This is a genomic window from Cryobacterium cryoconiti (assembly GCF_004403065.1).
Taxonomy (GTDB): domain Bacteria; phylum Actinomycetota; class Actinomycetes; order Actinomycetales; family Microbacteriaceae; genus Cryobacterium; species Cryobacterium cryoconiti.
Map to the genome: position 1 here is coordinate 17,478 of NZ_SOHA01000002.1, position 21,644 is coordinate 39,121.

Annotated in this window: 16 protein-coding genes; 10 read left to right on the top strand and 6 right to left on the bottom strand. The window is 69.3% G+C overall.

What is annotated here, in order from left to right; genetic code table 11:
• Nucleotide 1: 1 nt before the first annotated feature.
• Together E3T49_RS00905 and E3T49_RS00910 are read left to right on the top strand one after the other, a co-directional pair.
• Complete coding sequence (locus E3T49_RS00905) at nt 2-1,033, top strand: amino acid ABC transporter permease (protein WP_134422605.1); 1,032 nt, start codon at nt 2-4, stop codon at nt 1,031-1,033.
• The gene (locus tag E3T49_RS00910; RefSeq protein WP_420898520.1) at nt 1,030-1,830 is read left to right on the top strand and encodes an amino acid ABC transporter ATP-binding protein; all 801 of its coding nucleotides are present in this window, start codon (nt 1,030-1,032) and stop codon (nt 1,828-1,830) included. Before E3T49_RS00905 ends, E3T49_RS00910 begins: the two co-directional genes overlap by 4 nt.
• A 99-nt stretch (nt 1,831-1,929) precedes the next feature.
• Here E3T49_RS00910 and E3T49_RS00915 read toward each other — a convergent pair whose 3' ends face one another.
• Nucleotides 1,930-2,940 (bottom strand): aldo/keto reductase family protein, encoded by a 1,011-nt coding sequence (locus E3T49_RS00915; RefSeq protein WP_134422607.1) that lies wholly within the window; start codon nt 2,938-2,940, stop codon nt 1,930-1,932.
• 121 nt (nt 2,941-3,061) lie between these two features.
• A complete protein-coding gene (gene hrpA / locus E3T49_RS00920; protein ID WP_194087972.1) occupies nt 3,062-7,009 on the bottom strand; it encodes an ATP-dependent RNA helicase HrpA in 3,948 nt (1,315 codons plus the stop codon).
• A 92-nt stretch (nt 7,010-7,101) separates the two neighbouring features.
• Here hrpA and E3T49_RS00925 point away from each other — a divergent pair, with 92 nt between their 5' ends.
• The 5 genes from E3T49_RS00925 to E3T49_RS00945 all read left to right on the top strand — a co-directional run bounded on the left by E3T49_RS00925 (nt 7,102) and on the right by E3T49_RS00945 (nt 13,193).
• Nucleotides 7,102-7,935, top strand: a complete 834-nt coding sequence (locus E3T49_RS00925; RefSeq protein ID WP_134422611.1) for an aldo/keto reductase — start codon at nt 7,102-7,104, stop codon at nt 7,933-7,935.
• 77 nt (nt 7,936-8,012) lie between these two features.
• Nucleotides 8,013-8,699, top strand: a complete 687-nt coding sequence (gene pnuC / locus E3T49_RS00930) for a nicotinamide riboside transporter PnuC (protein ID WP_134422613.1) — start codon at nt 8,013-8,015, stop codon at nt 8,697-8,699.
• Between the two features lie 21 nt (nt 8,700-8,720).
• Entirely contained in the window at nt 8,721-10,655 is a 1,935-nt protein-coding gene (locus E3T49_RS00935) for a thioredoxin domain-containing protein (RefSeq protein WP_134422615.1), read from the top strand.
• A 91-nt stretch (nt 10,656-10,746) separates the two neighbouring features.
• Nucleotides 10,747-11,175 carry a DUF1761 domain-containing protein gene (locus E3T49_RS00940; protein ID WP_134422617.1) on the top strand — a complete coding sequence of 143 codons (429 nt, stop codon included), beginning with the start codon at nt 10,747-10,749 and terminating at the stop codon, nt 11,173-11,175.
• A 269-nt stretch (nt 11,176-11,444) separates the two neighbouring features.
• Nucleotides 11,445-13,193, top strand: a complete 1,749-nt coding sequence (locus E3T49_RS00945; RefSeq protein ID WP_134422619.1) for a stealth family protein — start codon at nt 11,445-11,447, stop codon at nt 13,191-13,193.
• Here the strand turns inward: E3T49_RS00945 and E3T49_RS00950 are convergent.
• From E3T49_RS00950 to E3T49_RS16045, 3 genes are all read right to left on the bottom strand, one after another.
• Nucleotides 13,123-14,061 (bottom strand): phosphodiesterase, encoded by a 939-nt coding sequence (locus tag E3T49_RS00950; RefSeq protein ID WP_134422621.1) that lies wholly within the window; start codon nt 14,059-14,061, stop codon nt 13,123-13,125. The two genes, E3T49_RS00945 and E3T49_RS00950, sit on opposite strands and share 71 nt — an antisense overlap.
• 170 nt (nt 14,062-14,231) lie before the next feature.
• A complete protein-coding gene (locus E3T49_RS00955) occupies nt 14,232-14,675 on the bottom strand; it encodes an Hsp20/alpha crystallin family protein (protein ID WP_134422623.1) in 444 nt (147 codons plus the stop codon).
• 183 nt (nt 14,676-14,858) lie between these two features.
• On the bottom strand, nt 14,859-15,083 hold the full coding sequence (locus E3T49_RS16045; RefSeq protein ID WP_166785431.1) for a hypothetical protein: 225 nt from the start codon (nt 15,081-15,083) through the stop codon (nt 14,859-14,861).
• Between the two features lie 63 nt (nt 15,084-15,146).
• Here E3T49_RS16045 and E3T49_RS00960 point away from each other — a divergent pair, with 63 nt between their 5' ends.
• From E3T49_RS00960 to E3T49_RS16780, 3 genes are read left to right on the top strand one after another with little or no spacing between them, the layout of a single operon-like run.
• Nucleotides 15,147-15,995, top strand: coding sequence for a phosphatase PAP2 family protein (locus tag E3T49_RS00960; RefSeq protein ID WP_166785432.1), 849 nt, complete (start codon nt 15,147-15,149; stop codon nt 15,993-15,995).
• 56 nt (nt 15,996-16,051) lie between these two features.
• Nucleotides 16,052-17,329, top strand: a complete 1,278-nt coding sequence (locus tag E3T49_RS00965; protein WP_241972570.1) for a type III polyketide synthase — start codon at nt 16,052-16,054, stop codon at nt 17,327-17,329.
• Between the two features lie 5 nt (nt 17,330-17,334).
• Entirely contained in the window at nt 17,335-19,359 is a 2,025-nt protein-coding gene (locus tag E3T49_RS16780; RefSeq protein ID WP_338145412.1) for an FAD-dependent monooxygenase, read from the top strand.
• Between the two features lie 231 nt (nt 19,360-19,590).
• Here E3T49_RS16780 and E3T49_RS00980 read toward each other — a convergent pair whose 3' ends face one another.
• Nucleotides 19,591-21,642 (bottom strand): glycogen debranching N-terminal domain-containing protein, encoded by a 2,052-nt coding sequence (locus tag E3T49_RS00980; protein WP_134422627.1) that lies wholly within the window; start codon nt 21,640-21,642, stop codon nt 19,591-19,593.
• Nucleotides 21,643-21,644: the final 2 nt, after the last annotated feature.

Consider the following 21,644-nt stretch of genomic DNA (forward strand, 5'->3'; position numbering starts at 1 on the left):
CGTGAGCTCCACAACTCGTCCTGCGGCGGGCGGGGCCATCCTCCCGCCGGAGGAAGCCCGGTCAGTGCCGATCAAGGCCATCAAGCTGCGGCATCCGTGGCGGATGGTGTTCGCGGTTCTGCTCGTCGTGATCTTCGTCTCCGTCGTCGTCGACGCCGCGCTCCGGCCGGCCTACGACTGGCCCGCCGTGGGCAAGTACCTCTTCGACCGCCGCATCTCACAGGCGGCCGTCGTGACCCTGCAGCTGACCGTGTACTCCATGGTGATCGCGATCGTGCTCGGGGTGATCCTGGCCGTCATGCGACTCTCGCCGAACCCCGTGGTGAAGAGCCTGGCCTGGTTCTACCTTTGGATCTTCCGCGGCACCCCGGTGTACGTGCAGCTCACGATCTGGGGTCTGATCTCCCTGATCTACTCGAGCATCGACATCGGCATCCCGTTCATGGACCCGTGGGTCTCCTTCTCGACCAACGCGGCGCTGAGCACGTTCACCATCGCCATCATCGGGCTGGCCCTGAACGAGGCGGCCTACATGGCTGAGATCGTGCGCGCCGGGCTGCTCGCCGTGGACCGTGGCCAGGAAGAGGCCGCGACCGCGCTCGGCATGAGCTGGTCGCAGACCATGACCCGGGTCATCCTGCCGCAGTCGATGCGGGTGATCATCCCGCCGACCGGCAACGAGGTCATCTCGATGCTCAAGACCACCTCGCTGGTCACGGCCGTGCCGTTCAGCTTCGAGCTGTTCACCCGGTCGAGGGATATCTCCGCGGAGACGTTCAACCCGATCCCGCTCCTGATCGTGGCATCCATCTGGTATCTCTTCTTCACGTCCATCCTGATGGTCGGCCAGCACTTCCTCGAGAAGCGGTTCGCCCGCGGCGTGGGCGACCGGCAGCCCGATCGCAAGGATGCCGTCGGCACCGGAACGGGCACCCTCACCGGGGTCGTCCCGGTCGTCGATTCCGGGCAGCCGTCGGTGATCGCACCGCCGCGTCAGGACGATCCACCAGCCAACCCCGGAGGCGTGAAATGACCGACGTGAACACGCAGGCCGGGGCATCCGTCACGATTCCGCCCATGGTCCTGGCCGAGCAGGTCTCGAAAAGCTTCGGCTCGAACGAGGTGCTCAAGAGCATCACGCTCGAGGTCAAGCGCGGCGAGGTGATGTGCCTGGTCGGGCCCAGCGGATCGGGCAAGTCGACGTTCCTGCGCTGCATCAACCACCTCGAGGTGCTGTCCGCCGGCCGGCTCAGCGTCGACGGCGAACTGATCGGCTACCGGGAGGCGAACGGCAAGCTGTACGAGATGGCGCCCAAGGAAGCGGCCCGGCAGCGCCGGGACATCGGCATGGTGTTCCAGCGGTTCAACCTGTTCCCGCACATGACGGCGCTGCAGAACGTGATGGAGGCGCCGATCCGGGTGAAGGGACTGCCGAAGGCCCAGGTGGAGCAGAGCGCGCTCGACCTGCTGGCCCGGGTGGGACTGGCCGAACGGGCCAACTACTACCCGGCACACCTCTCAGGAGGCCAGCAGCAGCGCGTGGCGATCGCCCGCGCCCTCGCGATGGAGCCCAAGCTGATGCTCTTCGACGAGCCGACCAGCGCGCTCGACCCTGAGCTCGTCGGCGAGGTGCTCGACGTGATGAAGGGCCTGGCCAAGTCGGGCATGACCATGATCGTGGTCACGCACGAGATGGGCTTCGCCAAAGAGGTGGCCGACTCGCTCGTCTTCATGGACGGCGGTGTGGTCGTCGAGGCGGGCGACCCGGACGAGATCCTGACGAACCCGCAGCACCGCCGCACGCAGGCGTTCCTCTCGAAGGTGCTCTAGGAACGCCGCACACCGAGCGTCGCCGTTCGTGCCGAGAGTCCCCGCTGGTATGGGGACTCTCGGCGCGAACGGCGACTTTCGCGTTCTACGCCGAGGGCGCTACGCCGGACGGCTCTGCGGCGCGGTGGCCGAGGTCATCGCGGAGTCGTGCTCCACGACATCGCCGAGCACCTCATCGATCTGCTTCATGCTCTCGGCCGGGATCTTCACGCCCGCGGCCTTGACGTTCTCGCGCACCTGCTCGGGGCGGGAGGCTCCGACGAGGGCGGCCGAGACGTTGTCGTTCTGCAGCACCCAGGCCACGGCCAGCTGCGCCATCGACAGGTGGAGGTCGGCGGCGATCGGCTCGAGCTTCTGCACCCGGGTGAGCACGTCGTCGTTCATGAAGCGGCTGATCATGTCGGCGCCGCCCTTGAGGTCGGTGGCGCGGGAGCCGGCCGGCGGGGCCTGGCCCGGCTGGTACTTGCCGGTGAGCACGCCCTGGGCCACGGGGGACCAGACGATCTGGCCGACGCCGAGCTCGCGGGAGGTCGGTACGACCTCGTCCTCGATGACCCGCCACAGCATCGAGTACTGCGGCTGGCTCGAGATCAGGCTGAAGCCCAGTTCCTTCGACAGGGCGTGGCCGGCACGCAGCTGCGCGGAGGTCCACTCGCTGACGCCGATGTACAGCGCCTTGCCCTGCCGCACGATGTCGGCGAAAGCCTGCATGGTTTCTTCCAGCGGGGTCTCGGTGTCGTAGCGGTGCGCCTGGTAGAGGTCGACGTAGTCGGTCTGCAGGCGGGTGAGCGACCCGTTGATCGACTCCATGATGTGCTTGCGAGACAGCCCGACGTCGTTGTGCCCCTTGGGGCCGGTGGGCCAGTAGACCTTCGTGAAGATCTCCAGGCTTTCGCGGCGCTGGCCCTTGAGGGCGTCGCCCAGCACGGACTCTGCCTTCGTGTTGGCGTAGGCGTCGGCGGTGTCGAAGCTGGTGATCCCCTCGTCGAGCGCGGCCTGCACGCACTGCGTGGCGATGTCGTTCTCGACCTGCGAACCGTGCGTGAGCCAGTTGCCGTAGGTGATTTCGGAAATTTTCAGACCTGATGAACCGAGATAGCGGAATTCCATGACTTCAGCCTAAGGGAGCGGCTCCCGCACGCAGGAAAAGGTTGGCGAAACGACAACTCTGAGGGGTGTGCGGATGCTCCAACCCCTCACAGGTGTCGTCTCACCGAGACTGCGGGCAGCCTCAGCCGGTCAGGGCCTTGTGGATGCGCTGCAGGGAGACGGGCTCCGCGGCCTTGAGCTCCTGGGCGAAGAGGCTGATCCGCAGTTCCTCGATCAGCCAGCGGGCGCGCACCAGGTTGGCGGCGGCGTTCACCTGCAGGGGGATCGTGCCGCCGGCGACCTCGAACCGTCCGGTGGCCGCCTGGCTCTCGTTCATCCAGACCCGGTCGCGGCTCGGGTTGTCGCCGAGTTTCACGATGCGGGCGGTGATGCCGGCCAGGTACCGCGGCAGGTGGCGCAGCTGCACGAGGCCGGTGGCGCTCACGAAACCGGGGTAGACGAGCCCGGCCAGTTGCGCGCGGGCATCCGTCAGTGCCGGCAGCAGGGCCATGCTGGTGGACGCCTTGAGTGCCTTGTCGGCGGCGCGCGCGGCGGCGAGGATGCGGGCCACGAGGCCGACGGTGTCGAACATGGAGTCCATCACCACGCCGGAGACCCGGTCGCGGATGGTGTCGAATTCCGCGCGCATGAACACCTGGCCGCCCGGCTTCACCCGGAACAGCACGTCGTCGACGCTGGCCGCAAGGCAGTCGTCGAAGAGCGCCTGGGTGGTGCGGTACGGGCTGGTGGCCAGGCTGAGCTTCTCGGCCCCGGTGAGGTGCTGCTGCACATAGGCGACCGGGGAGGGCGTGGCCAGCAGCAGCAGGCGGCGCACCCCGCCGGGCAGGGTGCGGGCCTGCTCGGCCTCCGTGCTCATCATGCGGATCGCGACCGAGGTGCCCTCGTCGACGAGCGTCGGGTAGCCGCGGATGGTGTTGTCACCCTGTTTGGTGTCGAGGAACCGGGGCAGCTCGGGGAAGTCCCACGAGGTGAGTCCGGAGCGCTCGATCGCGTTGGTGGGGGTGGCAGCGGATGCCGCGGCGACGCTCTCGCGGGCCTGGTTGCCGAGCCGGCGTTGCAGGTCGGTCAGGTCCTTGCCGGAGGCGATCGGCCGACCGCGTTCGTCGACGACGCGGAACGTCATGCGGAGGTGCGCCGGCACCCGGCCCAGCTCGAAGTCGTTCGCGGCGACCGGTACGTAGGTCAGCTTCTGGATCAGCGCGGCGAGCGTCTCGGTGAACGGAACGTCGTCCCGGTCGAACAGTCCGCCGGTGGTCGAGCCGCCGGTGGTGGTCGAGCCTGTCGAGACCCCGATCGACGCCCCGCCCGCACCCGACACCCCGACCGTCACCTCGCCCGGCGCCGGCGGCAGCTCGTTCAGCAGCCGCTTCGCCCAGTCATTCGCGGGCACCACGTTGCGACGGATGCTCTTGGGCAGCGACTTGATCAGCGCCGTGACCAGGTCGGCGCGGAGTCCCGGAACCTGCCAGTCGAAGCCGGTGGGGGAGAGCCGCGCGAGCAGGGCCAGCGGGATGTGCACGGCCACTCCGTCATCGTCCGCGCCGGGCTCGAACCGGTAGCTGAGGGCGAACTTCTGGTCGCCCTGGCGCCAGATCGGCGGGAACACGGCCTCGTCGATCTCCGGCGCATCCTCGGGAACCAGCGCCTCGGCTGTCATCGTGAGCAGGTCGGGCGTCTGGGTGCGCGCCTGACGCCACCAGGTCTCGAATGTGCGGGTGGAGCAGACGTCGGCGGGAATGCGCTTCTGGTAGAACTCGAACACGGCCTCGTCGTCGAAGAGGATGTCGCGGCGCCGCGTGCGCTCCTCGAGCTCCGCGAGTTCCTTGCGCAGGCTCGTGTTGGCCCGGTCGAAGGCGGTGACGCGCTGGTCGATGCGGTCGAGGTCCCACTCGCCCTCGACCAGGGCGTGCCGGATGAAGAGGTCGCGGGCATACGCGGGGTCGACCCGGGAGAACTGGATCCGGCGCCGCGGCACGATCGGCACCCCGTAGAGGGTGACCCGCTCGTAGGCGACGACCGCGCCCTGCTTCTTCTCCCAATGCGGTTCGGAGTAGCTGCGCTTGCAGAGGTCTCCGGCGAGCGGCTCGGCCCAGGCCGGGTCGACGACGGCGTTCATCCGGGCGAACAGGCGGCTGGTCTCGACCAGTTCGGCGCTCATCACCGCGTTCGGCTGCTTCTTCGCCAGCGCCGAGCCCGGGAAGATCACGAACCGCTGCTGGCGCGCGCCGATGTAGTCCTTCTTGGCGGTGTCCTTGAGCCCGATGTGGGAGAGCAGGCCGGCCAGCAGCGAACGGTGGATGCCGTCGGGGTTCACACTGGGCTCACCGATGTGCAGGCCGAGCGGCTTCGCCATCTGCCGCAGCTGCTTGTACACGTCCTGCCATTCCCGCACCCGCAGGTAGTTGAGGAACTCGTTCTTGCACAGGCGCCGGAAGGCGCTGGAGCCGAGCTCCCGCTGCTGCGTCTCCAGGTAGTTCCAGAGGTTCAGCAGGCTCAGGAAGTCGCTGGTCGGGTCGGTGAACCGGGCGTGCTGCTGGTCGGCCTGCGCGCGGCGCTCGAGCGGTCGTTCGCGCGGGTCCTGGATGGTGAGCCCGGAGACGATCACCATCACCTCGCGGCTCACGGCCTGCGTCTTCGACTCGATCACCATGCGGCCGAACCGCGGGTCGATCGGCAGTTTCGCAAGCTGCTGGCCGATGCGGGTCAGCCGGGAGACTCCGGGCTTGCCGGTCTTGGTGCCGGAGCTGTGCCCGGCCGCGCCGAGGTCGACCGCCCCGAGCTCGGCGAGCAGGTCGAGGCCGTCCTTGATTCCGCGCGAGTCGGGCGGGGTGAGGAACGGGAACGCGGCAATGTCGCCGAGGCCGAGCGAGATCATCTGCAGGATGACCGCGGCCAGGTTGGTGCGCAGCACCTCCGGCTCGGTGTACTCGGGCCGGCGGGCGAAGTCCTCCTCCGAATAGAGGCGGATGGCGATGCCGTCGCTGGTGCGCCCGCTTCGGCCCGAGCGCTGGTTCGCGGAGGCCTGCGAGATTGCCTCGATCGGCAGCCGTTGCACCTTCGAGCGCACGCTGTACCGGCTGATCCGCGCGGTTCCGGCGTCGATGACGTAACGGATGCCCGGCACGGTCAGGCTGGTCTCCGCCACGTTGGTGGCCAGCACGATGCGGCGCCGCACGCCGGCGACCTTCGACGGCTGGAACACCTTGTGCTGGTCGGCGGAGGAGAGCCGCCCGTAGAGGGGCAGGATCTCGGTGGGGCTCGTCCGCACCGAGGAGGCGTACTTGCCGGCAAGCGCGTCGGCGGCATCCCGGATCTCGGTCTCGCCGCTGAGGAAGACGAGAACGTCGCCGCTGGACTCCCGTTCGAGCTCGTCGAGCGCGGCGGAGATCCCCTCGATGTAATCCCGGTCGACGGTGGGCGCGGCATCCGTCGTGTCGTCGTCGTCGCCCGCATCCATCGCCTCGGCGACCAGTGGGCGGTAGCGGATCTCGACCGGGTAGGTGCGCCCGGAAACCTCGATGATCGGGGCCGGCGTGCCGTCGGGGGTGGCGAAGTGCTCGGCGAAACTCTGCGGGTCGATCGTCGCTGAGGTGATGATGAGCTTGAGGTCGGGGCGCTGCGGCAGCAGCTGCCGCAGGTAGCCGAGCAGGAAGTCGATGTTGAGGCTGCGCTCATGCGCCTCGTCGATGATGATCGTGTCGTATTTGCGCAGCAACCGGTCGCGGTGCATCTCGTTGAGCAGGATGCCGTCGGTCATCAGCTTGATGCGGGTGTCCGGGCCGACCTGGTCGGTGAACCGAACCTGGTAGCCCACCGTCTGGCCGACCTCCTGGCCGAGCTCCTCGGCGATGCGCTCCGCGATCGTGCGCGCGGCGAGACGCCGGGGCTGGGTGTGGCCGATGTTCTCCCGGCCGAGCTCGAGGCAGATCTTCGGCAGCTGCGTGGTCTTGCCGGAGCCCGTCGCGCCGGCCACGATGACCACTTGGTTGTCGCGGATGGCGCGGGCGATGTCCTCCCGGCGCTGGCTGACCGGAAGCTCGGGCGGGAAGGTGATGTCGACGGGGATCATGAGCCTTCTATCGTATGACCTCCGTATGACCGTGCGGTGAACGACGGATGCTGCCGGGGCTGGCCTGTCGTGCCGCGACCTAGGGTGGTCGAATGACATTTTCCGTTCCCACCCTCACGCTCAACGACGGCCACACCATCCCGCAGCTCGGATTCGGTGTCTTCAAGGTCGAACCGGACGAGACCACCCGCATCGTCACGGACGCCCTCGAAACGGGCTACCGGCACATCGACACGGCGGCCATCTATGGGAACGAGGCCGGCGTCGGCGCCGCGCTCGGGGCATCCGGGATCAAACGCTCCGACCTGTTCGTGACCACCAAGCTGTGGAACGACCGGCAGGGCACCGCGTCGGCGTTCGAAGCGTTCGACGAGAGCCTGGAGAAGCTCGGGCTCGACTACGTCGACCTCTACCTGATCCACTGGCCGGCGCCCGCTAACGACCGCTACGTCGAGAGCATGAAGGCGCTCGAGCAGATCCGCGAGTCGGGCCGGGCCCGCTCGATCGGCGTGTCCAACTTTCTGGTGCCGCACCTCCAGCGCCTGCTGACGGAGACGGATGTCGTGCCCGCCGTCAACCAGATCGAGCTGCACCCGGCGCACCAGCAGCCCGAGGTGACCGCGTTCGCCCGTGCCCACGGCATCCAGATCGAGGCGTGGGGGCCGCTCGGCCAGGGCAAGTACCCGCTCTTCGAGGAGCCCGTCGTGGCCGTCGCGGCCGAGGCGCACGAGAAGACGCCGGCGCAGGTCGTCATCCGCTGGCACCTGCAGACCGGCAACATCGTCTTCCCCAAGTCCAACCGCCGGGAGCGCATGATTGAGAACTTCGACGTGTTCGATTTCGAGCTGAGCCGCACCGAGGTCGCCACGATCTCCGCGCTCGAGCGCGCCGGCCGGGTGAGCGCGCACCCTGCCGACGTGAACTGACCCTGTCCCGGGAATGGCACCCCGGGCGGGGCGTTAGGTTGGGGTGGGCGGAAAGCGCCCGACGAGGAAGATGACGGATGAACCCGATCGAGTGGCTTTTCGACGCACAGCTGCAGATCGGAACCCAGACGATCCTCTGGCGCGAGATCATCGGCAACACCTTCGGCATCCTGAGCGCGGTGGGCGGCATGCGCCGCAAGGTGTGGGCCTGGCCGGTCGGCATCATCGGGAACGTGCTGCTGTTCACGGTGTTCCTCGGGGCCGTCTTCGGCACCCCCAACCCGGTCAACCTGCTCGGGCAGGCCGGGCGGCAGGTCATGTTCATCGTCGTGTCCGTCTTCGGCTGGATCCAGTGGTCCCAGCATCGCCGGGGTGTGGCGCAGGCCGCCGTGGCACCGCACTGGGCGGGGAACCGGGCCCGCATCCTGCTCGGACTCGGCCTGATCGCCGGAACCCTGATCCTGACCCCCGTCTTCCGTGCGCTCGGCTCCTTCGAACCGGTCTGGGCCGACGCCTGGATCTTCACCGGCTCGCTGCTGGCGACCTATGGGATGGCGAAGGGCTGGACCGAGTTCTGGCTGATCTGGGTGGCCGTCGACATCGTGGGGGTGCCGCTGCTGCTCAGCGCCGGCTACTACGCATCCGCTGTGCTCTACATCTTCTACGGGGCGTTCACCCTCGCCGGCTTCTTCATCTGGATGCGCGTGCAACGCCGCCCGGCCGCTGCGTCCCACGCCGCCGACCTGGCCGCCACCCGCCGCTGACCCGGAGGGCACAATGGAGGCATGCCCAACCGCCTCTTCGATGCCATCAGCCCGTATCTGCGCTCGCATGCCGACAACCCCGTCGACTGGTACGGCTGGGGTGCCCAGGCTTTCGTCGAGGCCCGGCTGCGCGATGTTCCGGTGCTCGTCTCGATCGGCTATTCGACCTGCCACTGGTGCCATGTCATGGCCCGGGAGAGCTTCAGCGACCCCGAGCTCGCCGACTACCTCAACGCGCATTTCGTGAGCATCAAGGTCGACCGGGAGGAACACCCCGAGGTCGACGCCAGCTACCTGGCCGCGGCCAGCGCGTTCGTGGGCGGGCTCGGCTGGCCGCTGAACGTGTTCGTCACCCCCGACGGTGCGGCCTTCTACGCGGGAACGTACTTTCCGCCGCTGCCGTTGCCGGGACATCCGTCGTTCCGGCAGGTGCTCGAAGCGGTGACGGATGCCTGGACCACCCGCCGCGGCGAGGTCACCGACAGCGCGTCCCTCGTTGCCGAGGCCCTCGCGGCCGCCGCCGTGCCGGTCGCCGGAGGGTCGCTGCCCGGTCCGGCCGCGCTCGCCCGGGTCGCAGCCGAGCTCGTGGGCCAGGAAGACTCCCGCTTCGGCGGATTCGGCGGCGCGCCCAAGTTTCCCGTGGCGCCGGCGCTCGGGTTCCTGCTCGGCCGTGAGGGGGAGGGGCAAGCCCTGGCACTGCGCACACTCAAGCGCATCGGCGCCTCGCCCCTGCGCGACCCCGTCGAGGGCGGGTTCTTCCGCTATGCCGTGAACCAGGACTGGACCGACCCGCACTACGAGCGCATGCTCTACGACAATGCTCAGCTGCTCGACCTCTACACGCAGGCCTGGCAGATCACCGGGCAGCAGTGGGCGCAGACGGTCGCCGAGGGCATCGCCTCGTTCATCACCACGGTGCTGCGCCTGCCCGGCGGCGGTTTCGCCAGCGCGCAGGACTCCGAGAGCACGGTCGCCGGGCGCCGCGTCGAGGGGGCCTACTACGGCCTGGACGCCGACGCCCGGCTGCAGGAAACCCCGCCGGCCCTCGATGAGAAGGTGCTCACCGGCTGGAACGGCCTCGCCATCGCCGCCCTCGCCCGCGCCGGATTCGCATTCGCCGCACCCGGATTCACGGCCGCCGCCGCCGACGCGGCCGACTACCTGCTCGCGCACCACGTGCGACGCGATGGGAGCCTGGTCCGGGCGTCCATCGCGGGGCGGGCCTCCACCGCTCAGGCCACCCTGGAGGACTACGGGATGTGGGCACTGGGTCTCCTCGAGCTTGCTCTGGCCACGGGCGAGGTGCGCTTCGCCGCCGCCGCCCGTCGGCTCGTCGACGGCACCCTGGGTAGAACGGATGCCGGAACGGTACCGCCCGCCGCCGACCCACCCGCCGCCGACACGCCTGCTGTCGACTTACCCGGCGGGATGCCGTTTCGCGCGCCGGACGGCCCGGACCCGATCCTGGCGGGACAGGGCCTCGCCCTGGACGTCGACCCGTCGGAGGGTGCCTACCCGTCCGGGATCACGGCCGTCGCTGAAGCGGCCACCCTGCTTCACCAGCTCACCGCCGACGAACGTTATCGGGTGGCCGCCGTCTCCGCGATGGCGGTGGTCGGTGACCGCGCTCTCGAACGTCCGCTGGCTTTCGGGGCGGCGCTGCGCCTGTCGGGTCGATTGAACGGCCCCGTGGAACAGCTCGTGGTCGTCACGCCCGACGCTCCCGCGCCGGAGGCGGTTGCCGGAGAACCCGCGGACCTGCTCGGAACGGTTCGCCGGCGCGGAACCCGGCTCGTCGCATCCGTCACCGAGAGCCAGGCGCTGGCCTTCGCCGACGCCGGTTTCGACCTGTTCCGTGACCGGGTGGCGCACCGGGGCCGGCCGACGGCGTACCTCTGCCGTGACTTCGTCTGCCAGCTGCCCGTCACCGACCCTGCTGAGCTGCCGGCCTCCTGACCGGGAAGCGCCCCGGAGACCCACCGCCGCAGTACCCTCAGATTCAGCGGCTCACCGGACGTCGCCCCCCTCACTCGAAAGGACCCCCGCCATGGTTCCCGAAATCAATATCTGGGCCGTGCTGCTGGCCACCGCGTCCAGCATGGTCGTCGGTGCGATCTGGTACTCGCGTCGGGTGTTCGGAACCTACTGGATGAAGGCCGTCGGCCATGACGAGCAGAGTGTGAGCACGGGGTCGACGGCGCCGCTGGTCATCACGGTTGTCGTCAGTTTCATCACCGCCACGGTTCTGGCCGGCGCCGCCGCGATCGCGCAGGAGTTCTACGGCGGCGACTTCCTCGTCAACACCCTGCTGACGGCCGTGATCCTGTGGGCCGGTTTCACCGCTGCCCGGATGGTCACACACGACGCCTTCGACCGCCGGCCGTCCGGACTCACCGTACTCAATATCGCCCACGAGCTGGTCACCCTGCTGGTGATGGCACTGATCATCGGCCTGTTCGGGATCGGTGCCGCATAACGGATGCCGCTCGAGAGTGCCCGTTCCGGCCCGGAGTGACCGGCGAAACGGGCACTCCGGGCCGGAACGGGCTCCCGGCGGGGGCGGGGTGGGAGTCCGCGGCGGCGTGAGCGCGACATAGACTGAGCACGCGCCAACGCGTTCCACCGACTGCTTCGATCCCGGTCTGTGAACAGTCGTTGCCGTCCGGCATCAACGGACGCACTCTCCCCGGCATTGCGTGCGGTTGCCTCGCGGATGAGTGCTCCCCAATCTTCTCGAGGAGGACCATGGTCACGTTCGACCGCCCAGACACCGCCCGGAGCGACGCGACCGACCCTGGGGGCATCCTGCCGACGCTGTCCCTGAGCAACGAACCCGAGCTGGTGCTGCTCTCGCCCGACCCGCGCACGCGGCGCTTCGACCGCGAAGACGTGGTCGTGCGCAAGGGTGAGATCAATCTGATCAACGGACACTTCACTCCCCACGAGTCGATGGTCAAGGACCTTCTCGCGATGCGCGACGCCCTCGAACGGGCCGGCATCGACTTCCTGCTCGTGCGCGGCGACAACGACCGCCCGGTGATCGCGGTCGACCGCACCTGCCGCAAGAACCTCACCCGGGTACTCGCCGAGGAATTCGCCAATGAGCCCTTCTACGCCAAACCCCTCGACGGCAACCTGACCCCGGCGCTGCTGCTGGCCGACGGCGCCTTGTCGACGCTGCGCAAATCATCCGTCTTCCGGGTCTACCGCCCGCGGATCGAACCGATCGGCCGCCTGCGCTACGGCGCGGAGACGGCGTTCCAGTTCGAACTCTGGCACTTCGGTGACGATGAGATCGTCGCCCCGGTCGAGAACTCCCTGATGCGGGCCCGGCTGCCGCGCTCCGAGGCCCGCGAGACCACCATCGACCTCTTCGGGCGCACCTGGCGCACCCTGCAGCACATGTTCGACGACCTCGCCAGCGACGTCAGTTTCGACATCGACATGGTCTTCTCCTGGGTCGACGGCTCGTCGAGCGACTTCCAGCGTGAACGGGCCAAGCGGATGAAGGCCTACGTCGTCGGCGACGGCGACGATTCGGATGCCCGCTTCCGCCAGATCGACGAACTCAAGTACGCGCTCCGCAGCGTCTACATGTTCGCGCCGTGGGTGCGTCGCATCTTCATCGCGACGGATTCGCCGGCCCCCGAATGGCTGGCGGAGCACCCGCGCGTCACGATCATGCGCAGCGAGGATTTCTTTCCCGACCTGAGCGTTCTGCCCACGCACAACTCGCACGCCGTGGAGAGCCAGCTGCACCGCATCCCCGGGCTGGCTGAGCACTTCTTGTATTCCAATGACGACATGTTCTTCGGTCGCCCGGTCGGCCCGGAGCTGTTCTTCTCGCCGGGCGGTGTGACCAAGTTCATCGAGGCGTCCACCCGGATCGGCCTCGGCGAGAACAACACGACCCGCAGCGGGTTCGAGAACGGGGCCCGGGTCAACCGGGCGCTGCTGCGCGAGCGGTTCGGCAAGGTCACCACCCGGCACCTCGAGCACACGGCGGCGCCGCTGCGCAAGAGCGTGATGGCCGAGCTGGAGGCGGAGTTCCCCGCCGATTTCGCCCGCACCGCAGCCAGCCAGTTCCGTTCCGCGACCGATATCTCGGTCACGAACTCGCTGTACCACTACTACGCGTTGATGACCGGGCGGGCCGTCGAGCAGACCCAGGCACGCTCGCTCTACATCGAGACGACCCTGAAGCTGGCGCTGCGCCAGATGAACGCACTGCGCAAGCGTCGCGATCAGGACATGTTCTGCCTCAACGACGGCAGCAACCCCGAGATCTCGGACGACGTGCGCCGCGCGGCCGTGACCGATTTCCTCGAGCGCTACTTCCCGATCGTCGCACCGTGGGAACGGGAGAGCCAGGCCGCCACCGACCAGGCCTCCGGCGCACCCCAGTCCGGGCGCTCCCCGCTGGCTAGCGGAGAACCCGGATCGGCGTGGTCATCGGGGATTCACGGAACGCTGGCAGAGTACCCGCGGGCATGATCCGGATGCCGTCGGCCGCGAGGCGTCGCGCGCTCTCGGTGGCCTCGATGTAGTCCAGAGCCGGGTACTCGCCCAGCGGTACGACCGAGTGCAGCACGGTGTCCGCGAACACATGCACCAGGTTGAATGTGCGGGCGCCGTCGCGGCCGCGCGTGCCGCCGACCGGCACGTTGAGGTCTTGCGTGTAGCAGGTGGCCGATGCCACCGACACCGGAATGCCGGCGAACGTCGCCATCGACGAGTAGTGCAGGTGCCCGGCCAGGATGCTGCGGACATCCGTGCCGCGCAGTACCTGCGCCAGGCGGGACTGGTCGCGCAATTCGACCGACACGGCCAGGTCGAGAACACTGGGCACGGGCGGGTGGTGCATGGCGAGGATGGTGCCGTCAGGAGCCGGCACACTCAGCTGGTCGGCCAGCCAGCGCAGCTGGGCCTCGGTCACGGCGCCGTAGTGGTGGCCGGGAACGGATGTGTCCAGGGTGATCAGGCGCAGGCCGCCGATGAAGTCGACCCGGTCGATCGGTTCGTCGCTGGCCGGTTCGTTCAGCAGCGTGCTGCGAAAGGATGCCCGGTCGTCGTGATTGCCCATCACCCAGAAGACCCGGGCGCCGAGCCGCGCGGCGGCCGGCTCGACGATGCCCTGCAACGCTCGGTAGGCATCCGGTTCGCCTTTGTCGGCCAGATCGCCGGTGATGATGATGGCGTCCGGTCGGCCTGCTGAGGCTTCGACCTCCGCGAAGAGTTGCGCGAGGTGGGCGGTGCTGTCGACCCGGTCGTACAGGCGCCCGCCGTTCGCCAGCAGGTGTGTGTCGCTGAGGTGGAGCAGAAAATGATCCGGCCTGGGGTATTCGGCCGTTCGAATGTTCACGGAGCTTCCATTCGTTGGGGCTAAGCACTCTTCGGTGAGTTCGCTGACTCTACTCCGATTATCTGAGCAGTATCGGTTGAACCGGGGGTGAATGACAGGCGAACATCATGAACGGCCCGAGCAGCGCGATGGGCCCGGAGAATTCTCCGGGCCCATCGCCGATCACGGTCTCAGGACTTGATCTTCTTCGCTCCCTCTTTCACCTGCAGGGGCTGCTCGGTCGAGGTCTTCACTTCGATCCGGCGTGGCTTTGCCGCCTCGTGCACCGGGATGGTCACGCTCAGCACACCGTTGTTGTAGGTGGCGCTGATGTTGTCGACGTCGACGCCCTGGCCGAGGTTCAACTGGCGCAGGAACGACCCGGCCATGCGCTCACGAGTGATCCACTTCACATTCTCGTGGTTCGCCATCGTGCGCTCCCCGCGGATGGTGAGGAGTTGGCCGTCCACGTCGATGTCCACCGAGCCGGGGTCGATACCCGGCATGTCGGCGTTCAGAACGTAGTGGTCACCCTCGCGGAAGAGGTCCATCGGCATCACGCGCGGCCCCCGGTTGTCCATCAGAGCGGCGGCCATTCGGTCCAGCTCGCGAAACGGGTCATAGTTCGTTGCCATAGCGCTTCCTTTCGTCGGTCCGGTTGCCCCCCAAAGTTGAGTCAATGTGGCTCAACTATGGATCAATGTAATCCGGAGCGTGGAGTTCTGCAATCGGTGGAACGAGGCGCTGTGTTCGCGCTGAGCGAAGGCGGTTCGGGCCGCGGGCATCCGGGCGTGGCGGACCGGGCGTGGTGGACCGGGTCAGGGGTGGGTCAGCCCGGACGTGGAATCGGGGAAGGCCGGCCGGTCCAGCCGATCGTCTTCGTACGGTTCGATCGGTTCGTCGGCAGCCTCGGCGGCCCGGCGGCGTTCGGCCTCGAAGTCTCCCTCCAGACCGGTGAAACCGCCGATCCGAGGCTCGGACCTGTTCTTCCTGTGGCGCGGCCCTCGGGCGGCACCGGCCTGCCTGCTCTTCTTTTCGTCCATCTTTTCACGCTACGCCGACCCCGAACGGAGTCAACGGTGCTTCGCGCCGTGGGAAGCTTGACCGTGCGCACCTCTCCGACGATCAGCCCCGTTCGCTACCTCGCGGGGGCGTTCGCCGGCATCGGCCTGTTCACCGGGCTGTACGTCTTCTTCGTGCGCACCCTCGCCGGTCAGGCCATGGATCAGCTCGCGTTCGACGGCGCGGAGTTCGGTCGTCGCAGCGTCACCCCCCTGGCCCAGGAACTCCTGGACGCCGTGCCGCTCGTGTCCGTTGTCATCGGGTTGCTGCTCACCGGAGTCGTGACGGTGGTGCGGCGCAACGGCAAGACCCTGGTCGTGGCCTTCGGGGCGGCGCTCGGCGCCGTCGTCAGCACGCAACTGCTCAAGATGGCCATCCTGACCCGTCCCGATCTCGGTGTCGAAGGCTACGACGGTAATTCATTCCCTTCAGGGCATACGACGGTCGCTGCGGCATCCGCTCTCGCCGTCTTCCTGGTCGCGAGCCCACGCACGCGCGGACTGGCCGCACTGGGCGGCTCCGGCTTCGCCATCGTGGCCGGTGTGGCCACACTGGCCAACGGCTGGCACCGGCCGAGCGATGTGATCGCCGCGCTGCTGGTCGTCGCGATCTGGGGCTGTGTGGCCGGCCTGGTCCTGACCCGAGGTCCGTGGTCCATGGGCATCGTCGGCGAGGGGCGCACCATCCGCCCCGCCGGCGTCGACCGCCTCCAGCTGCGCCTCTTCATTCCCGTCGCCGTGGTCGCGGTGGCCGCGTTCCTGGTGACCTGGTTCCGGGCGTTCGGCGACACCCCGAGCACCCTGATCGCCTACATCGGCGGCGTCACCGCGATCGTGGCCGCGGGTCTCGGAATCGGGCTCACAGGCATCCGCCTGTTTGCACGGCTGCCCTGATCTGAGGCCGAATCCGGGGGTGCGCCCGTTCGGGAGGGCGTGTCACACTGGGGTCTATGTCCGTCACTCTCAGAGCGTTGCAGACCGTGGTTCCCCCGACAGTGCTGATCCAGGATCAGGTGCGCGATGTGTTTTCCGCGCAACCCGGACTCAGCCGACTGGCCCAACGACTGGTGACGGCGTCATTCAACCTGTCCGGGATCGACACCCGGCACAGCGTGATCGATGAGCTCACCCTTGACGGGGCGTCGTCGCCGGATCCCCAATTCTTCGACGGCACGACGCAGCAACTGCTGCGGCCGAGCACGCGGGTGCGCAACGAGCTCTACATCGTCGAGGCGACGAAGCTGTTCGTCGAGGCCGGCCGGCGTGCCCTCGCCGCGTGCCCCGGTATCGAGGCGTCGGATGTCACGCATGTGGTGACCGTGTCCTGCACCGGTTTCTTCGCGCCCGGACCGGACTACATGCTCGTGCGCGAGCTGGGACTGAAACCCTCCACCCAGCGCTACCACCTGGGATTCATGGGCTGCTACGCCGCGATGCCGGCGCTCCGCACGGCGAAGCAGTTCGTGGAGGCCGACCCGAACGCCGTGGTGCTGGTCGTCAGCGCCGAACTGTGCTCCCTGCACCTGCGCACCTCGGACGACCCCGACACCATCGTGGCCTCCTCGCTGTTCTCGGACGGCGCGGCGGCCGGAATCGTGAGTTCCCGCTCCCCGGCGGCGGGCGAGAAGGCGCTCAACCTCGACCTGTTCGAAACCGTGATCACCCCCATCGGCGAGGGGGACATGGCGTGGAAGATCGGCGATGAGGGGTTCGAGATGGTGCTCAGCACCTATGTGCCGCACATCATCGACGAGCACATCGAGAGTGCGCTCGCTCCGCTTTTCGCCCGGGATGCTGCGCTCAGTGCCGTGCTGGCGCCGGCCCCGGTGCCGGTGCTTGTTCCTTCCGCGGTGTCGGCGGGTGTTCCCGAGGGAGTGTCGGCCGGGTCGGTGGCGACCCTGGCCGCTCCGGTGGCGCTTCTCGTCGAAGAGCCCGGCGCCACACCCGGCGCCACACCCGCCGCCGCGATCGCGCACTGGGCGATCCACCCCGGCGGGCGCAGCATCCTGGACAAGACCGAGGCGAAACTCGGGCTCAGCGAGGCTCAGCTGGTGCCCTCGCGGGAGACCCTGCGCAACTACGGCAACATGAGCAGCGCGACGGTCCTGTTCGTGCTCAAGGCGATCCTCGACGCCCCGGCCACGGATGACGGTGAGCGGGTCTGCGCGATGGCGTTCGGCCCGGGGCTCACGGTCGAATCCGGGCTGATGACCGTTTCCGCCGGGTAGCGGGCGTGCCTCTCCCGTCGCTGCGCCGGCGCGCGAGTGACGCCGTCGAGCTCATGGACGACCCCGACTGCGACCCTGACAAACTCGACAGCACCTATGCGAACTTCCGGTTCGTGAACGCCGTGGTGTCGGGGTGGCGCGGGATGTACCGCCGCGAGATCCGGCCGGCGCTGTCGCCGACCCGGGAGAGCACCCTGCTCGACGTCGGGTGCGGTGGCGGCGACGTGGCCCGGGCACTGGCCCGCTGGGCCGCCCGCGACGGACTGCGCCTGCGGATCACGGCCGTCGACCCGGATGCCCGGGCGCACGCCTACGCGACGAGCCTGCCGCCGCTGCCCGGGCTCACGTTCCGTCGGGCGCTCAGCTCGGACCTGGTCGCCGAGGGGCTCCGCTTCGACTTCGTGGTCTCCAACCACGTGCTGCACCACCTCACCGGTGAGCAGCTCGGCGGGCTGCTCGCCGATTCGGAGCTCCTGGTGGCCCCGGGGAGCCTTCTGGCCTCCGGGCGCCGTCCTGCGGCACGGGTGTTGCACGCCGACATCGAGCGCAGCCGGTTCGCGTATCTCGGGTTCGGGCTCGGCACCTGGCCGCTGTTTCGCCGGTCGTTCATCCGCGACGACGGGCTCACCTCCATTCGCCGCAGCTTCACGGCACCGGAGCTCCGCGCGGTGGTGCCGCCCGGGTGGCAGGTGACGCGCGAGCATCCGTCACGCCTTGTTCTGCGCTGGAAGGCGCCGGCGGCCTCGTCGGGGCCTGGTAGGGCGGTTCTTGCTGCGGCGGATGCTGCCGCGAGTGTGTCCGTTCCGGTCGAGAGTGACCCGCGCAACGGGCACTCTCGACCGGAACGGGACCTATCGAGCCAGAGTGGGGGGCCGGTGCCGGTTCGGACGACCGACGTGATCGTGGTCGGCGGGGGGCCGGTGGGCATCCTGCTCGCGGGTCTGCTGGCCGTGCGCGGTGTCGACGTGGAGGTGCTCGAGCAGCGCGCCGAGCCGTCCCTGCGGTCCCGGGCCATCGGCATCCACCCGCCGTCGTTGCGGGCGCTGGAGCAACTGGGTGTGGCCGGGCAGGTCCTTGATCGAGCGGTACGGATCCGTGGTGGCGTGGTGCGCTCGGACGGGCGAACCCTGGGCCGGATGTCTTTCGCCCCGTCCGCCGACCGCACGCAGAGCGTGATCTCCCTGCCGCAGACCGAGACCGAGGCGGTGCTGCGTGCCCGTTTCGCGGAGCTCGCGCCCGGCCGGCTCCGCGCGGGCGTCACCGTGACCGGAGTCTACGATCGGGGCGACCGGGTGGCGGTCGACACCGTGCGCACGGCCGGGGAGGCCGTGGAGACTCTCGAAGCCCGTTACGTCGTGGCGGCCGACGGTGCGCGCAGTCTGGTGCGCGACCTCCTCGGCATCCGTTCTGCAGCACGCACCGGCGGAGAGACGTATCTGATGAGCGACTACCCCGACACGGGGGAGCACCCGGGGGAGGCGGTGCTCTTCTTCGAACGGGGAGGGGTGGTCGAGTCGTTCCCGCTGCCCGGAGGGCGACGCCGCTGGGTGGCCATGACCGAGGCCCTGCTGACGGAGGCCACGTCCGAGGACCTGGCCGCGCTCATCCGAGACCGCACCGGTGTGCGCCTGCCCCCGACGGACGCTGTGGCCAGCGCGTTCTCGGTGCAGCAGCGTCTGGCCGCGAGGCTGGTGGCCGGGCGGGTCGTGCTCATCGGGGACGCGGCGCACCAGATCAGCCCGATCGGCGGGCAGGGCATGAATCTCGGCTGGCTCGACGCGCTGCAGCTGGCCCCGGCGCTGGACCGGGCGTTGCGCGAACCGGATGCCGCGGCCTCGGTCCTCGGGGACTACGACCGCCGCCGCCGGCGCAGCGCCCGGATGGCCGCCCGGCAGGCCGGCTTCAACATGGCGATGGGAGGCCCCGTGCAGGGGCTGCGCCTGCGCGCACGCAACGGTCTCGTGCGCATGCTCGCGGTGCCGCCGGCCAGCGCCGTGCTCGCCCGCGCCTTCACGATGCGCTGGCTGTAGTCCGCCCCTTCTGGTCCCCATTCGGAAGTGCAGGGTTCGGAGGTGCAGGCCGGGCCATGTGCATAACTCCTGCAATTCGGCGGAGCAGCGGAACGGTTGCCCGGAATTCCGGGGGTGGCTCCCGGCCGGCACCAGAATTTGCAGGAGTTATGCAACGGGTGACGGATGACCTGGTCCGGGCTGCCGGGCTCCCGGGCAGGCGACGGACCGCCCGCCAGCCCGGCGCGAGCCCTAGCCGACCGGGGCCGGGGCGAGCGGGGTCCGGAGGCCGTGCACCGTCACATCGCCGACGACGGCGGGGCTGATCGGGGTGGCGGTGACGTGGCCGGTGACCGGGTCCGGCGCCAGGCCGAGCACGGTGCCCAGCACGGAGACCGCGGCGGCCGCCGACCAGGCCTGCGGGCGGCAGGCGGCCGGGTAGGGCACCGCCTGGGCGACCGCGGTGGACGCGTCGCCGGAGTGCAGCTCCGGCATGCGGTAGTCGAAGGATTCGGCTGCGGCGAGCAGCCCCTCGATCAGGATGCCGGCCTCGGCGCCGAATCCGGCGCGCCCCAGTCCGGAGATCGCGATGGCGGTGTCGTGGGTCCAGACCGAGCCGCCGTGGTAGCTCAGCGGCCAGTAGCCGGTGGAGTCCGTCGACATCGTGCGCAGGCCGTAGCCGGAGCTGAGCTCGGGGGAGACCAGCCGGGCGGCCACGAGGGCGGACTCCTCGGCGGAGAGCAGCCCGGTGCCCAGCAGGTGGCCGATGTTGCTGGTCACGGTGTCGACGGGGCGCTTGAAGGCGTCGAGGGCGACGGCCGGGTAGCGGCCTGCCGGCGAGTCGATCCAGAACGAATCCCGGAACCGGGTCTGGAGCGCTTCGGCCCGGGCCCGCCAGGCGTCGCCGCCGGGCCGGTTGAACGCGTCGAGCAGCTCGGCACCGCCGATGTAGGCCTCGTAGGCGTAGGCCTGCACCTCGCACAGGGCGATCGGCCCGTCGGCGAGGCTGCCGTCGCGCCACTGGATCGAGTCGCCGGAGTCCTTCCAGCCCTGGTTCGCGAGTCCGTGGCCGGTGATGTCGACGTATTCGAGGAAGCCGTCGCCGTCGCTGTCGCCGAAGTCGCGCATCCAGCCGAGGGCCGCCTCGAGCGCCGGCAGCAGCGCCTCGACCTCGTCGGAGGCCAAACCCCACCGGTAGGCGTCGCGCAACAGGCAGATCCAGAGCGGGGTGGCGTCGACGGTGCCGTAGTAGAGCGGCGGCAGCGACAGGCTCTCGCCCGGCATCGAGAACACGTCGGGGCGCAGCTCGTGCATGATCTTGCCGGGCTGTTCCGCCGTCTCGGTGTCGCTCTTCGTGCCCTGCAGCTGGGCGAGCAGGCGCAGCGTGGAACCGGCGATCTCGGTGCCGAGGGGCAGCAGGAAACGTGCCGCCCACAGCGAATCCCGGCCGAACAGGGTGAAGAACCAGGGTGCGCCGGCGGCCAGGAACGGCTCGTCCGGGCTCTCCCGGGTGGCCATCCGCAGGCCGGTCAGGTCGTCGAGCGCGCGCGCCACCCAGCGGCCCAGGCGCGCGTCGCCGGAGCGCACCGACACGCCGGCCCACTCCGGCAGCCCGGGCGCGCCCTGCACCACGGTCGCCGCGTGCGCGACGTCGACCGACCACTCCACGGCGACGCTGCCCCTCGCGGGCACCGTGACCGCCCAGGTGCCGGTGACCTCGGTGTCAGCCTCGGCGGTGGACCCGGCCAGCACCCCGTCGCCGCTGACGCCGATCAGCGCCGACACGGCGGCGGTCGACAGACGGATGCCCCCGCTCGCCTCCGTCACGGCGACATCCGGTGCCGCGGGCAGGTCCGCGCCCCCGAAAGCGTCGCGCTCGGCAGCCCCCGCGAGGCCGGCCTTCACGGTCTGCATATCGGCGAAATCGGGCGTCAGGCGCACGGACACGGTCGTCTCGACGGCCTGCTCGAGTCCCGAGATGATCTCGATCCGCTCGGTCATGCGCCCCGCGGTGACCGTGCGGGTGACCTCGAGTCGCAGCCGCGGGTCGGCGGTGCGGTCGTCGAGGTGGCGGAGCAGCGACGTGAAGGTGACCGCGCCTGCACCGCGCTGGGCGTGTCCGATCGCCTCGCCGGTCTGGCCGCCGATCAGCAGCGACCAGCCGGAGAGGACCCGGGTGTCCGCGTGGTAGAGGCCGTGGATGGGCTTCTCCGTCTGCCCGTCGGACCGCGACCACGCCTGGGTGGGGGCCGCCAGAACGATGGCGGAGTCATGGAGCAGAGGCTGGACAGGGTGAGAGAACATGA